Origin of the sequence: Burkholderia sp. HI2714 (genome assembly GCF_002223085.1) — a bacterium.
GTDB classification, from domain to species: domain Bacteria; phylum Pseudomonadota; class Gammaproteobacteria; order Burkholderiales; family Burkholderiaceae; genus Burkholderia; species Burkholderia lata_D.
The window spans coordinates 105,834-119,923 of the sequence record NZ_NKFM01000022.1; the positions used below are offsets into that span (position 1 = coordinate 105,834).

Annotated in this window: 10 protein-coding genes; 3 read left to right on the plus strand and 7 right to left on the minus strand. The window is 67.2% G+C overall.

What is annotated here, in order from left to right; translation table 11 throughout:
• Positions 1-120: 120 nt before the first annotated feature.
• Positions 121-1,536, minus strand: coding sequence for a type I glutamate--ammonia ligase (gene glnA, locus CFB82_RS12220; protein WP_039364811.1), 1,416 nt, complete (start codon positions 1,534-1,536; stop codon positions 121-123).
• Between the two features lie 405 nt (positions 1,537-1,941).
• Between glnA and CFB82_RS12225 the strand changes: the two genes are divergently transcribed.
• Positions 1,942-2,406 (plus strand): rhodanese-like domain-containing protein, encoded by a 465-nt coding sequence (locus tag CFB82_RS12225; protein WP_069248374.1) that lies wholly within the window; start codon positions 1,942-1,944, stop codon positions 2,404-2,406.
• 115 nt (positions 2,407-2,521) lie between these two features.
• On the opposite strand, the gene CFB82_RS12230 is transcribed toward CFB82_RS12225, so the two are convergent.
• The 5 genes from CFB82_RS12230 to hrpA form a co-directional block, all read right to left on the minus strand.
• Positions 2,522-3,337, minus strand: a complete 816-nt coding sequence (locus tag CFB82_RS12230) for a competence/damage-inducible protein A (protein ID WP_089484262.1) — start codon at positions 3,335-3,337, stop codon at positions 2,522-2,524.
• Positions 3,334-4,161 carry an EI24 domain-containing protein gene (locus tag CFB82_RS12235; RefSeq protein WP_069248376.1) on the minus strand — a complete coding sequence of 276 codons (828 nt, stop codon included), beginning with the start codon at positions 4,159-4,161 and terminating at the stop codon, positions 3,334-3,336. Before CFB82_RS12235 ends, CFB82_RS12230 begins: the two co-directional genes overlap by 4 nt.
• A 111-nt stretch (positions 4,162-4,272) precedes the next feature.
• Positions 4,273-5,247, minus strand: coding sequence for a sterol desaturase family protein (locus CFB82_RS12240; protein WP_069248377.1), 975 nt, complete (start codon positions 5,245-5,247; stop codon positions 4,273-4,275).
• A gap of 16 nt (positions 5,248-5,263) precedes the next feature.
• On the minus strand, positions 5,264-6,253 hold the full coding sequence (locus CFB82_RS12245) for a YVTN family beta-propeller repeat protein (RefSeq protein WP_089484263.1): 990 nt from the start codon (positions 6,251-6,253) through the stop codon (positions 5,264-5,266).
• Positions 6,254-6,433: 180 nt separating this feature from the next.
• Entirely contained in the window at positions 6,434-10,642 is a 4,209-nt protein-coding gene (gene hrpA, locus CFB82_RS12250; protein WP_089484264.1) for an ATP-dependent RNA helicase HrpA, read from the minus strand.
• 23 nt (positions 10,643-10,665) lie between these two features.
• Here hrpA and argA point away from each other — a divergent pair, with 23 nt between their 5' ends.
• Positions 10,666-12,045, plus strand: a complete 1,380-nt coding sequence (argA, locus tag CFB82_RS12255) for an amino-acid N-acetyltransferase (RefSeq protein ID WP_069248380.1) — start codon at positions 10,666-10,668, stop codon at positions 12,043-12,045.
• A 51-nt stretch (positions 12,046-12,096) separates the two neighbouring features.
• The gene (locus CFB82_RS12260; RefSeq protein WP_006478357.1) at positions 12,097-12,372 is read left to right on the plus strand and encodes an oxidative damage protection protein; all 276 of its coding nucleotides are present in this window, start codon (positions 12,097-12,099) and stop codon (positions 12,370-12,372) included.
• Between the two features lie 190 nt (positions 12,373-12,562).
• Here CFB82_RS12260 and CFB82_RS12265 read toward each other — a convergent pair whose 3' ends face one another.
• Positions 12,563-13,978, minus strand: a complete 1,416-nt coding sequence (locus tag CFB82_RS12265; RefSeq protein WP_089484265.1) for an MFS transporter — start codon at positions 13,976-13,978, stop codon at positions 12,563-12,565.
• Positions 13,979-14,090: the final 112 nt, after the last annotated feature.

Sequence of the window (14,090 nt, forward strand, 5' to 3'; positions counted from 1 at the left end):
ACACCGGAACAAAAAAGGGACGGCTGGACGCCGCCCCTTTCAGACTCCGCCGCTCCCGCCGCAGGCCGCGCGACGGGAACGAACCGGCATGACGGCGCTGAAACGAAGCGCCATCGCCGATTAGAGCGAGTAGTACATCTCGAACTCGATCGGGTGCGTCGTCATGCGGAACTTCGCCAGCTCCTGTTCCTTCAGCGCCAGGTACGCGTCGAGCATGCCGTCCGTGAACACGCCGCCACGGGTCAGGAACTCGCGATCCTTGTCGAGCGCTTCGATTGCCTGGTCGAGGCCCGCGCAGACGGTCGGGATCTTTGCATCCTCTTCCGGCGGCAGGTCGTACAGGTTCTTGTCCGCGGCTTCGCCCGGATGGATCTTGTTCTGGATCCCGTCGAGGCCTGCCATCATCAGTGCCGAGAACAACAGGTACGGGTTCGCCATCGGATCCGGGAAGCGCGTTTCGATACGGCGGCCCTTCGGGTTCGACACGTGCGGAATGCGGATCGATGCCGAACGGTTGCGTGCCGAGTAGGCGAGCTTGACCGGTGCTTCGAAGTGCGGGACCAGACGCTTGTACGAGTTCGTCGTCGGGTTCGTGATCGCGTTCAGCGCACGGGCGTGCTTGATGATGCCGCCGATGTAGAACAGCGCCAGTTCCGACAGGCCGGCATAGCCGTTGCCCGCGAACAGGTTCTGGCCGTCCTTCCAGATCGACTGGTGAACGTGCATGCCCGAACCGTTGTCGCCGACGACCGGCTTCGGCATGAAGGTTGCCGTCTTGCCGTACGAGTGCGCGACGTTATGGATGATGTACTTCGACCATTGCGTCCAGTCGGCGCGCTGCACCAGCGTCGAGAACTTCGTGCCGATTTCGTTCTGGCCCTGGCCCGCCACTTCGTGGTGGTGCACTTCGACCGGGATGCCGAGCTGTTCGAGCAGCAGGCACATTTCCGAACGCATGTCCTGGAACGTGTCGACCGGCGCGACCGGGAAGTAGCCGCCCTTCGTGCCCGGACGGTGGCCCGTGTTGCCGCCTTCGAACTCCTTGCCGGCCGACCACGGTGCTTCTTCCGAGTTGATCTTCACGAAGCAGCCCGACATGTCCGTGTTCCACTGGACCGAGTCGAAAATGAAGAATTCCGGTTCCGGACCGAAGTAGGCCGTATCGCCGATGCCCGTGCTCTTCAGGTACGCTTCCGCGCGCTTCGCGAGCGAACGCGGGTCGCGCTCGTAGCCCTTGCCGTCGGCCGGCTCGACCACGTCGCAGGTCAGCACCAGGGTCGACTCTTCATAGAACGGGTCGATGAAGGCAGCGGTCGGGTCCGGCATGAGCAGCATGTCCGACGCCTCGATGCCCTTCCAGCCGGCGATCGACGAGCCGTCGAATGCATGGCCGCTTTCGAACTTGTCTTCGTCAAACGCCGAAACCGGCACCGACACGTGCTGTTCCTTGCCGCGCGTATCCGTGAAGCGGAAATCGACAAACTTGACGTCCTCGTCCTTCACGAGCTGCATGACGTCGGCGACGGTTTTACTCATAACCTCTTCTCCTGATTGAACAATTCCGGCGGACTGGGAACCGCCTCGTTTATCGAGCTGACCGGGGTCTTGCTTTGGCGCAGCGCGCCCCGATTCGACCGAATCCTATAAAGCAGCTTCCGTGCCACCTATGCGCGAGATGGGCGCGAATCGCGCCAGCGCTCGTCGCGACGGGGCTGTGCTGCGCAATTCCGGGGCTCGGCTGCCCATCGCCTACCAGCCGGAAGCACCGCGATGGTGCAATCGTCGCAGCGCGCCCCACCGGCGGAATCATCTTGGTGCATACGCGCCATTCTGCACTCTTTTGGTGAGCGCGTGTGGGGTGCCCACACCGTACCCCACGCGGACATCCGTGGCGCGACGCCGCGCTAGAATGTTCGTTTGACCGATAGGAGACTCCCTGCCATGAGTACGCTCGACCAGCTTTACGCGAAGGCCGACGAACGCCGCGCACAAGCCTCGCTCAACTACGCCGGGGCGCTGCTGCCGGCCGAGGCCTTCGAACTGCTGCAGCTCGATCCGTCGGCGCGCCTCGTCGACGTGCGCACCCGCGCCGAACTCGACTGGATCGGCCGCCCGCTCGTCGGCGACGGTCAGTACCTGCACCTCGAATGGACGCGCTACCCGGGCGGCGTGCCGAACGCCGAATTCGTCAACGAACTGAAGGCGGCCCTCCCGGCCGATACGCCCATCCTGTTCCTGTGCCGCAGCGCCGCGCGCTCGAAGCTCGCCGCGGTCGCCTCCACGCAGGCCGGCTTCACGAAGGCGTTCGACCTGCTCGAAGGCTTCGAGGGCGCGAAGGACGCCGAAGGCCACCGCAAGACGGTCGAAGGCTGGTGCTTCCGGAAACTGCCGTGGATCGGCGCCTGACGGCACGCCGCTCCCGCCGGTTGCGACAACCCCATCGTCGAGCCGGGCGATGACATGCCGATGACGGGCCGCGTTGCGCGGCCCGTGGCTTTTGTGCGGCCGATTGGCAGGCCGCTCAGGCGCGTGGCGTGTCGGGTTCGACGACGTCGCCGCCGAGCAGGTGCACGCCTTCGCGCAGCTTCACGTATGCGGCCGCGACTGCCTCCGGCTCGCCCTTCACGCCGAGGTCGATGTGACGGCGCGCATAGATCCCGCCGCGCTCCGCATCGCCGACGCTCGGCAGGCTGAACACGCGCACGCCCGGGAAATCGCGCTCGATGCGCTCCATCAGCGGCGTGAGCGTCGATTCCGGCAACTCGAACACGTACAGCGAGCGCTCCGCGTGCGGCGTCGCGTGATGCAGGTGCGCGTACTTCGTATCGAGCACCCATTCGATCATCGGCCACGCCATCACCGGGAAGCCCGGCACGAAGTGCAGATCGCCGACCGAGAAGCCGGGAATCCGGTTGTAGCCGTTCGGGATGATCGTCGCGCCCGCCGGGAACACGCCCATGTTGAAGCGGTGCTGGTTCTCCGGCGACTCGAAATCGACCGGCCTGGCCGGATCGGTATGCGTTTCGCGGATCCGTTCGGAAATCAGCGCCTTCGCTTCCGGATGCAGCTCGAGCGGCACGCCGAGCGCGGCGGCCGCGCACTGGCGCGTATGGTCGTCCGGCGTCGCGCCGATGCCGCCCGTCGAGAACACGATGTCGCCCGACGCGATCGCGCGTGCGAGGGTCGCCGTGATGCGAGCCGGATCGTCGCCGACGTATTCGGCCCAGTCGAGCGTGAGGCCGCGCGCGCCGAGCAGCTCGATGACCTTCGCCAGATGCTTGTCCTGCCGGCGGCCCGAAAGGATTTCGTCGCCGATGATGATGATGCCGATGCTCATGCCTGCCCCATGTCGATTGCGGTGGCGCGCGAACTCGCACGCAGGTCCTCCAGCGCGCGCAGGCAGTAATGCCCGAACCACAGCGCCGAGAAGACGAGGATGAAAGCGTAAACCCAGATCATGGCCGCCGCGACGAACGGGAACAGCACCATCATCCAGACCGACGATACCCACACGAAGGTCGGCACGGTGCCGAGCAGCCCGGTCGCGACGCCGATGCCGATCAACGGCCAGCGGTGCTGCCGCACGAGCGCCCGGCGCTCGTCGCGGCTCGCGTGCAGCGCGAGCGCGTCGTAGGTCATCACGCGGTAGGTGAGCCAGCCCCAGATCACCGGCGGCAACAGCGCGAAGAACGGCGGAATCAGCCACAGCGGGATCGTGACGACCAGCACGACGACGCCGGCCAGCGCCGCCCACAGCGAATTGAACACGCTGCCGAAGAAGGTGCCGCCCCGCTTCGGCTCGAGCGCCGCGAACTGCCGGTTCGCGAGGTGCTTGATCACGACCGGCATCGAAATCGTCGCGATCAGCAGCAGCACGGTCAGCACGATCAGCGGAATCGCGAGCGACACGACCACGAACGGCGCGACGACCGCATGCAGCTGCGACATGCCGATCGCGTCGAACGCGCGGTACAGCATGGCCGTCAGCACGAAGCCGTCGAGCGCGCCGCGTGCGAGGTCCAGCAGCGTCTGCCACGAGAACCACAGCACGACGCCCCACAGGACGGCCGAGACGAGAAACGGCATCAGGGTGAGCCACAGCATGCGCGGATGCAGTGCACTCGCCAATGCCCGGACGAAGGAACGCAGCAAGTCGTTCATGCGAGCCTGTATCGACGGAGAAAAACGGGGAAAGGATAAACCACGCGGCCCGCATGCGCCAAAGCACATGCGGGCCGCGTGGGAGAGCCGCTCAACGTGGGAATGGCCGGATCAGGCCGATGCCGCGCCGCGCTTGGCGGGGAACAGGCGCCGGAAGATCCGCACGAACGCGAGGCCGTGCTGCGCCCAGAAGCCTTCGCCGTAGGACACGCCCTCGACCTGGTCTCGGATGCCGGTCGGCTCGACCGTGCGGTTCCACGACGCGGTGCCGAACATCATGTCCCACCACGGGAACAGCACGCCGAAGTTGCAGCCGTACTTCGTGCCTTCGTGGCCGTAGCCGACCGCGTGGTGGCGGCGGTGGAAGATCGGGCTCACGAGCAGGCGCTCGCCGAGCCAGCCGAACGGCAGCCGCGCATTCGTGTGCTGAATGCTCTGCATGAAGTTCGTGAACGCGGTCAGCACGACGAACTGCGACGGCGTCACGCCGATCACGAGCGCGATCGCCGCGAAGAAGCACGACTGGATCACGTCGTCGAGCACGTGGTTGCGGTCGTCGCACCACAGCGACATCTGGCGCTGGCTGTGATGCACCGCGTGCAGCTCCCACCAGATGCCGAACTTGTGCTGCCAGCGGTGATACCAGTAGCCGGCGAAATCGAGCACGACGAGATAGATCGCGAACGTGACGATCGGCTTCGAGGTCACGCCCGGCCACAGGTAGTCGAGGTTCAGGTTCGCGACGCCGTGCAGGCGCAGCCACGCCTGGAAGCTGTCGAACAGCGGCTGCAGCGCGAAGAAGAAGAACAGCGAGTAGATGCCGAGCTTCGCGATCGCCGTGTAGATCACGTCGACCCGCACGGCCCGGCGGTTCGTCCAGCGCTCGACGGGCAGCAGCGCCTCGAGCGGGCGCAGCAGCACGAACATCAGGACCATCTGCAGCGCACCGACGATCACCCAGTACAGCGCGTCGTAGGTGTCCTCGTCATAGTCCATCAGGTTGAACTTGAAGAGGAGCGGCTGCACCACGTCGACGTACAGCCAGGTCTGGATGTCCGATACGAATGCATCGATCAGGTGCAGCATCGTTCTCCCCCGCCCGTCACGCGCCGTTCGCGGCGCGCCACGGCGCGCGGTCGTAGAAATAGATGCCGTGCGGCGAGCGGCCGACGGCGATCGTCTGCACCAGCTTGCGCGAAGCAAGATCGATGATCCCGACCTTCTTCGCGAAGCGGAACGTCACCCACAGCGTCTTCTTGTCGGCGGACAGCTCCATGTCGTCCGGGCCCGGCAGCAGGCCGGTGATGTCGCCGACGTTGGTGAGCGAGTTCTCGTCGATGATGCTGATCGTGTTCGCGACCCGGTTCGTGACCGCGACGTGCGTGCCGTCGGCAAGCGAGCGGAAGTTGTGTGCGCCCTTGCCGGTGTAGATCTGCTTGACGACCTTCTGGTTGCGCCAGTCGACCACCGCGACGTAATCCGCGCCGGTCATCCCGACGAGCAGGTACTTGTCGTCCGGCGTGAGCCACAGGCCGGCCGGCACCTTGCCGACCTTCATCTTCCACTTGACCGTCTGCGTCGGCAGGTCGATCGCCGCGATCTCGCCGGAAACCTGCAGCGACACGAGCAGCGTCTTGCTGTCCTTCGTGAACGCGAGGTGGCTCGGCATCACCTCGAGCGGCACGCGCTTCACGAGCTTCAGGTCGCGGCCGTCGTAGCCGTAGATGTCGACGCGGTCGAGGCGCAGGCCGGCCGCCGCGAACCACTTGCGGTCGGGCGAGAAGCCGAGCTGGTAAGGATCGTCGATCCCTTCGACGGTGCGCTGCACCTTGCCCGTCTTCGGATCGAGGAACATCAGGCTGTTCGAGACCGAATTTGCAACGATCAGCGACGAATTGTCGGGCGTCGCCATCAGGTGGTGCGGTTCCTTGCCGGTCGGCATCGTGGCGACGACCTGGCGGGTCTGCTGGTCAATCAGGGACAGCGTCGCTTCGGCCGAATTGAGGATGATCACGTTATTTGCGTGGGCGGCGGGCGCCAGCACGGCGGCGGCCAGCGCGAGCGTGCGGCCGAGGGAAAGGAAAGTGCGCATGAAGACTCACGTCGAGGAACAACCGTCATTGTAAAACGTTCGACCAGGCCGCCCGGTTGACCGAAGCCGGCATTGCGCCACTTCGACGCACGCCGCGGCGGCCCGGTCGGCCGGCGCGGCAAGCGCCGCGCGGCCGGCCGGGGCCGGCCGCCGGTGCGGGCCCGGGAAACCGATGTTGCGCTAGCGCTGCATCGACTCCCAGACCTTGTGCAGACGCTTGACAGAGACAGGCATCGGCGTACGCAGTTCCTGCGCGAACAGCGAAATCCGCAGTTCCTCGAGCAGCCAGCGGAATTCCGCGAGCCGCGCATCGGCGACGCCGCCGCGCTGCGACACCGCGCGCTGGTACTGCTGGGCGAGCGGCAGCAGGTCGGCCGACTGCTTCGCGTCACGCGCCGGATCGGCCTTCAGCTTGTCGATCCGCAGCGCGATGCCCTTCAGGTAGCGCGGGAAGTGCGCGAGTTGCGCGTACGGCGTATCGATCACGAAGCGCTTGCCGACCAGTGCGGCGAGCTGCTGCTGCAGGTCCGCATGCGCCTGCGCGAACGGCTTCGCCTGCGCGAGCTTCTTCACGAGCCCCGCGTATTCGGCCAGGATCTGCCCGACCAGCCGCGCGATTTCCTGCGCGAGCAGGTTCAGGCGGCTGCGGCCCTCGTCGCGGCGCGCGTGGAAGCTCGCGTCGTCGTCGGGCAGCGGGTCCTGCAGGCACGCGCGGTCGAGCGCCGTGTCGATCAGCTGGTCGCGCAGCTCGTCCTGCGTGCCGAGCGACATGTACTGCATCGCCATCTCGCGCAGGCCCGGCAGGTTCTTCTCGAGGAACTTGATCGGCTCCTTCAACTGCAGCGCGAACAGCCGCCGCAGGCCGGCCCGGTGGATGCGCGCGGCCTCCTCCGGCGAATCGAACACCTCGACGTCGCAATGCGTGCCGCGATCGACCAGCGCCGGGTAGCCGTACAGCGTCTGGCCGCGCCGGCGGATCTCCAGCAGCTCGGGCAGCTTGCCGAAATTCCACGTCGTCAGGTTCTCGTACAGCGCGGTCGCGCCGGCTTCCGCCGGCGCGGCCGTCTGCGGCGCCGCGCCCTTGCCGGCCTTCGCGTTGCGGCCGGCGGCACCCGTCGTCGCTGCCGTGGCCGGCGCCTGGCCGATTGGCTCGCCGCCGTCGGCATCGCCGCCGGCCGCGATCGTCGACGCCGCCGCGATCTTCTGGAACTGCTGCTGCGCCTGCGCGCCCAGCTCCTGGCGAAGCTGCGCGAGATTGCGCCCCATCGCGAGCTGGCGGCCGTGCTCGTCGATCACCTTGAAGTTCATGAACAGGTGCGCGGGCAGCGTCTCGAGCTTGAAGTCGGCCGTTTTCATCGCGACTTGCGTTTCACCCCGCACGTCGGCGATCAGCGCCTCGACGAGCCCGCCCGCGCCGAAGCGCTCGCGGCCCATCCGCTCGACGAAACCGGCCGCGTACTCGGGCAGCGGCACGCAGTGCCGGCGCAGCTTCTGCGGCAGCGACTTCAGCAGCAACTGCACCTTTTCCTTCAGCATCCCCGGCACGAGCCACTCGCAGCGGCGCGCGTCGACCTGGTTCAGCGCATACAGCGGCACCGCGAGCGTCACGCCGTCGCGCGGCGTGCCGGGCTCGAAGTGATACGTGAGCGCCATCTCGACGCCGGCCATCGTCGCCCGCTTCGGGAACAGCTCGGTCGTCACGCCGGCCGCCTCGTGGCGCATCAGGTCGTCGCGCGACAGGTACAGCAGCCGCAGCTTGTCCTCGGGCTGGCCGCTCTTCTTCACCTCATCGCGATACCAGCGCTCGAACGCGGCGCCCGTGTGAATCCCTTCCGGAATCGCCTGGTCGTAGTACGCGTAGATCAGCTCGTCGTCGACCAGCACGTCCTGTCGGCGCGACTTGTGCTCGAGCTGCTCGATGTCGGCGAGCAGCTTGCGGTTGTGCGCGAAGAACGCGAGCTTCGTGTCGAATTCGCCTTCGACCAGCGCGCCGCGGATGAACAGCTCGCGTGCACGCGCCGGGTCCTGCTTGCCGAACGCGACACGCCGGCGGTGATAGATCGGCAGCCCGTACAGCGTTGCGCGCTCGTACGCGCTGACCTGCGCCGGGCGTTTTTCCCAGTGCGGCTCCGACAGCGATTTCTTCAGCAAATGCGCGCCGATCTTCTCGACCCATTCGGGCTCGATCTTCGCGAGGCAGCGCGCGTACAGCCGGCTCGTCTCGACGAGCTCGGCCGCCATCACCCAGCGGCCGGCCTTCTTCGCGAGCACGGAGCCCGGCCACAGGTAGAACTTGATCCCGCGTGCGCCGAGATAGTGCGGATCGTCGTCGGCCTTCAGGCCGAGGTTGCCGAGCAGGCCCGTCAACAGGGCCAGATGGACCTGTTCGTAGGTCGCCTCGACTTCGTTCAGCCGCCAGCCGTGCTCGCGCACGACGGTCAGCAGCTGCGAATGGACGTCGCGCCATTCGCGCAGCCGCAAATGCGACAGGAAGTTCTGCCGGCACGCGTCGATCAACTGGCGATTCGACTTCTTGTGCGCGACGGCCTCTTCGAACCACGCCCAGATCTTCAGCCACTGAAGGAACTCGGAACGCTCGTCGGCGAACCGGCGATGCGCCTGGTCGGCCTGCTCCTGCGCTTCGATCGGGCGGTCGCGCGGGTCCTGCACGGACAGCGCGCTCGCGATGATCAGCACTTCGCGCAGCGACTGCTGGTCGCGCGCGGCGAGAATCATCCGGCCGACGCGCGGGTCGAGCGGTAGCCGCGCGAGTTCGCGGCCGAGCGGCGTCAGCGCGTTGTCGTCGTCGACCGCGCCGAGTTCGTTGAGCAGCTGATAACCATCCGCGATCGCGCGGCCGGGCGGCGGCTCGAGGAACGGGAACGATTCGATTGCCGTCAGGTGCAGCGACTTCATCCGCAGGATCACCGACGCGAGCGACGAGCGCAGGATTTCCGGATCGGTGAAGCGCGCGCGCGCCTGGTAATCGCTTTCCTCGTACAAGCGGATGCAGACACCGTCGGCCACGCGGCCGCAACGGCCCGCGCGCTGGTTCGCGGCCGCCTGCGAGATCGACTCGACCTGCAGTTGCTCGACCTTGTTCCGGTACGAATAGCGCTTCACGCGTGCGAGGCCGGTGTCGACGACGTAGCGGATGCCCGGCACCGTCAGCGAGGTTTCGGCCACGTTGGTCGCGAGCACGATCCGGCGCGCGTTCGACGCCTTGAATACCTTGTCCTGGTCGGCCGCCGAGAGCCGTGCGAACAGCGGCAGGATCTCGGTGTGCGGCGGATGGTGCTTGCGCAGCGCCTCGGCCGCTTCACGGATCTCGCGCTCGCCGGGCAGGAACACCAGCACGTCGCCGGGGCCTTCGCGGCACAGCTCGTCGACCGCGTCGACGATCGCGTCCATCAGGTCGCGCTCGGCTTCGCGTGCGGTCTTCACGCGGTCGCGGCCGGCCGTGCCTTCGGCGTGCTTCACGGCCGGGCGATCCTCGGCCACCGGCCGATAACGCATCTCGACCGGATACAGCCGCCCACTCACCTCGATCACGGGTGCCGGGCGCTCGTCGGTGCCGAAATGACGCGCGAAGCGATCGGCGTCGATCGTCGCGGACGTGACGATCAGCTTCAGGTCCGGCCGCCTCGGCAGGATTTCCTTCAGGTAGCCGAGCAGGAAGTCGATGTTCAGGCTGCGCTCGTGCGCCTCGTCGATGATCAGCGTGTCGTACGCCTTCAGCAACGGGTCGGTCTGCGTCTCGGCGAGCAGGATCCCGTCCGTCATCAGCTTCACGGACGCGCCCGGCGCGAGATTGTCGGTAAAGCGCACCTTGTAGCCGACCACTTCGCCGAACGGCGTGCCGAGTTCCTCGGCGATCCGGCGGCCGGTGGACGACGCGGCGAGACGGCGCGGCTGCGTATGGCCGATCAGGCCCGTGCCGCCGGCGCCGAGGCCGCGGCCGAGATCGAGACAGATCTTCGGCAGCTGCGTGGTCTTGCCCGAGCCGGTTTCACCGCAGACGATGACAACCTGATGACCGGCGATCGCACGCGCGATTTCGTCGCGCTTGCCCGACACGGGCAGGCTTTCCGGGTACGTGATCGGCGGGACCGGGTTCGGCGCGACGACGGCGCGCGGCGGGCGCTCGCGGCGCGGCGCGCGCTCGCCCGTCGCGGCGGACGCATCCTTCGCGGCCGGCTGGCGCGCGTCGCCGCGCGGTTCGTCGCCGCGCGGCCCGCGCGGCGCGTGTGCAGGCTTGCCCGCCTGCTGTTCCTGCTGCCGGCGCGGCGGCTGGCCCTGCTGCTGGCGTGCATCGGCCGCACCATCCGGGTGCCGGGCCGACGGCGCTTTGGCCCGCGTCGGCGCGGGACTTTTAGGTACATTCGACATGGGGGCGCATTATAATCCCGCCCATGAATTCCCAAACCGACCTCCCTCCCGCCCAGACCGGCGCCACGACGCCGCCGGCTGCCGACGACTCGACCGCCAGTCACGCGCAGTTCGTCGACTGGATGCGCTCCGTCGCGCCCTATATCCACAAGTTCCGCAACAGCACGTTCGTCGTGGGGTTTGGCGGCGAGGTGGTGCAGCAGGGGCTGCTGAATGCGCTCGTGTCCGACATCGCGCTGCTGCAGGCGATGGGTATCCAGATCGTGCTGGTGCACGGCTCGCGTCCGCAGGTCGAGGAGCAGTTGAGCCTGCACGGTGTCGAATCCGAGTTTTCGCACGGCCTGCGCATCACCGATGCGCGCGCGCTCGAATCCGCGAAGGAAGCGGCCGGTGAAGTGCGTCTCGACATCGAGGCCGCGATCAGCCAGGGTCTGCCGAACTCGCCGATGGCGCACGCGCACATCAGCGTCGTGTCGGGCAACTTCGTGACCGCGCGGCCGGTGGGGATTCTCGACGGGGTCGATTTCGCGCATACGGGCATCGTGCGCAAGATCGACGCCGAATCGATCCGTCATTCGCTCGCGAGCCGCAAGCTCGTGCTGCTGTCGCCGCTCGGCTTCTCGCCGACCGGTGAAGCGTTCAACCTGTCGATGGAAGATGTCGCCTCGGCCGCCGCGATCGCGCTGCGCGCCGACAAGATCATCTTCCTGACCGAAGCGCCCGGCATCGTCGACGACGAAGGCGAGCTGGTGCGTGAAATGTCGCTCGACGCGGCGGCCGAGCTGCTCGATTCCGGCAACGTCCAGGGCGACGACGCGTTCTTCCTGAAGCACTCGATCCGCGCGTGCCGCGGCGGCGTGACCCGTGCCCACCTGATCCCGCAGTCGCTCGACGGCAGCATGCTGCTCGAACTGTTCCTGCACGACGGCGTCGGCACGATGATCTCGTACGAGAACCTCGAAAGCCTGCGCGAAGCGACACCGGACGACGTCGGCGGCATCCTGTCGCTGATCGAGCCGCTCGAGTCGGACGGCACGCTGGTGCGGCGCGGCCGCCACCAGATCGAACGCGACATCGACCACTTCTCGGTGATCGAGCACGATGGCGTGCTGTTCGGCTGCGCGGCGCTGTACCCGTACCAGCAGGAGAAGATCGGCGAGATGGCGTGCCTGACGGTCGCGCCGGAAGCGCAGGGCTCGGGCGACGGCGAACGCCTGCTCAAGCGCATCGAGCAGCGCGCCCGCGCGCGCGGCCTCACGCACATCTTCGTGCTCACGACGCGCACCGAGCACTGGTTCCTCAAGCGCGGCTTCGTCAAGGTCAGCGTCGACGACCTGCCGGAAGACCGCCGCAAACTCTATAACTGGCAGCGCAAGTCGCTCGTGCTGATGAAACAGCTCTGAGCGCAGGCACGACTGCCCTTCCCCCCAGACCGATTACAGGAGAAGTACACGATGGCTCGAATGATCCAATGCGCGAAGCTCGGCAAGGAAGCCGAAGGCCTCGATTTCCCGCCGCTGCCGGGCGAACTCGGCAAGCGCATTTACGAGAGCGTCTCGAAGGAAGCGTGGCAAGGCTGGCTGAAGCAGCAGACGATGCTGATCAACGAAAACCGCCTGAACATGGCCGACCCGCGCGCGCGCCAGTACCTGATGAAGCAGACCGAGAAGTACTTCTTCGGCGACGGCGCGGACCAGGCGTCCGGCTACGTGCCGCCGACGGAAGGCTGAGGATGCGTTGGCGCGCGGCCGGCGCAAGTTGCCGGCCACGCGCTCCGGAGAAAACGGCACCGTGTTTCGCACGGTGCCGTTTTCTTTTGGGGCGCGCGCGTTCGGTACGTTCGGTACGTTCGGTACGTTCGGTACGTTCGGTACGTTCGGTACGTTCGGTACGTTCCGTCGTTACGGCGTTGCGCGCGACTCAGCCAGCCGGCTTCAGCGCGCCGCCCTCGCCCGGCTGCGCATTCCCGTCGGCCGCGGCTTCCGCACTGCCGCCTTCGGTGCCCCATTCGGCCGCGTCGCTGCGTTCGGCCGTCGACAGTTCGTCCGCGCGATACCCGGTGCGATTCAGCAGCGCCAGCATGCACACGAGCGACACGAACGCATAGAGCCCCGATGCGATCGCGACGCCGACGATGCTGCCGGTCGAATTGAGGATCGCCTGCGCGAGCACCGGCGTGCCGCCGCCGACGACGAGCGCGCTCAACTGGTACGCGAGCGACAGGCCCGTGTAGCGGATGTTGGCCGGAAACACGCGCGCGAGCACGCCGCCGACCGCGCCATAGAACATCGCCGACGGAATCGTCGAGATGCACATGCCCGCGACGGCCACCCAGTACGACCGCGTCGCGAGCGCATGGAACATCACGGGCATCAGCACGATTTCCGGAATCAGGATCCAGCACATCGCGCGACGCATGTCGACCTTCGACACGAACCACGCGCCGACCGGCTGCATCAGGAACTGCACGACGAGCGAGATCGACAGGATGCCGAGAAACGTGCCCTGCGCGTAGCCGAGTTCCTTGGTCGCCCACGACAGCGCGAACGTGCTGCGGAAGTACGTGACGTTGATCACCGGCAGCGTGCCGGCCGCGAGCAGCACGACCACCCAGTGATCGCGCACGACGTCGCGCAACGGCAGCTTCACGGTGCGCTTGCGCGCGAGCACGCGCTGCATGTCGGCCGACTCCTCGAGCTTCAGCCGGATCACCATGCCGATGATCACGAGCACGGCCGACAGCAGGAACGGCATGCGCCAGCCCCACATCAGGAACGACGGTGTCGGCAGCGCGCTCAGCGCGAAGAACGCGGCCGTCGCGAGCAGGTTGCCGGTGGGCGAGCCCTGCTGCGCGAACGCCGCATACAGGATGCTGCGATGCTTCGGCGCGTTCTCGCTCGCGATCAGCACCGCGCCGCCCCACTCGCCGCCGACCGCGATGCCCTGCAGCACGCGCAGCACGACGAGGCCGGCCGGCGCCCAGACGCCGATCTGCGCATAGCCGGGCAACAGGCCGATGCCGGTCGTGGCCAGTCCCATCATCACCAGCGTGATCACGAGCGCGGTCTTGCGGCCGACGCGGTCGCCGAGATGCCCGAACACGATGCCGCCGAGCGGCCGCGCGGCGAAGCCGGCCCAGAACGTGACGAACGCAAGCAGCGTCGCGACGCCGGGATCCATCGTGCTCGAAAAGAACACCTTGCCGAACACGAGCGCCGCGGCCGTGCCGTAGATGTAGAAGTCGTACCACTCGATCGTGGTGCCGACGAACGCCGCGAAGGCGGCGCGGCCGGGTCGCGGCTGCGGCGCGGCGGTCGGGGATTGCTGGCGGCTCATCGATGTCTCCATGTTGGTGTGTCGGGGGCGCGACTGTCGCGCGCCTTTCCCGGGTGGCCGGCATCGCGCCGCCGGCCGGCGGCGTTGCTTGACGTTGCGTTGCCTGACGTTC

What these genes read in the sequence shown, in the direction of transcription:
- hrpA (WP_089484264.1), bottom strand. Translation starts at nt 10,642, where the DNA reads ATGTCGAATGTACCTAAAAGTCCCGCGCCGACGCGGGCCAAAGCGCCG.
- CFB82_RS12225 (WP_069248374.1), top strand. Translation starts at nt 1,942, where the DNA reads ATGAGTACGCTCGACCAGCTTTACGCGAAGGCCGACGAACGCCGCGCA.
- CFB82_RS12235 (WP_069248376.1), bottom strand. Translation starts at nt 4,161, where the DNA reads ATGAACGACTTGCTGCGTTCCTTCGTCCGGGCATTGGCGAGTGCACTG.
- CFB82_RS12265 (WP_089484265.1), bottom strand. Translation starts at nt 13,978, where the DNA reads ATGAGCCGCCAGCAATCCCCGACCGCCGCGCCGCAGCCGCGACCCGGC.
- CFB82_RS12230 (WP_089484262.1), bottom strand. Translation starts at nt 3,337, where the DNA reads ATGAGCATCGGCATCATCATCATCGGCGACGAAATCCTTTCGGGCCGC.
- CFB82_RS12245 (WP_089484263.1), bottom strand. Translation starts at nt 6,253, where the DNA reads ATGCGCACTTTCCTTTCCCTCGGCCGCACGCTCGCGCTGGCCGCCGCC.
- glnA (WP_039364811.1), bottom strand. Translation starts at nt 1,536, where the DNA reads ATGAGTAAAACCGTCGCCGACGTCATGCAGCTCGTGAAGGACGAGGAC.
- CFB82_RS12240 (WP_069248377.1), bottom strand. Translation starts at nt 5,247, where the DNA reads ATGCTGCACCTGATCGATGCATTCGTATCGGACATCCAGACCTGGCTG.
- argA (WP_069248380.1), top strand. Translation starts at nt 10,666, where the DNA reads ATGAATTCCCAAACCGACCTCCCTCCCGCCCAGACCGGCGCCACGACG.
- CFB82_RS12260 (WP_006478357.1), top strand. Translation starts at nt 12,097, where the DNA reads ATGGCTCGAATGATCCAATGCGCGAAGCTCGGCAAGGAAGCCGAAGGC.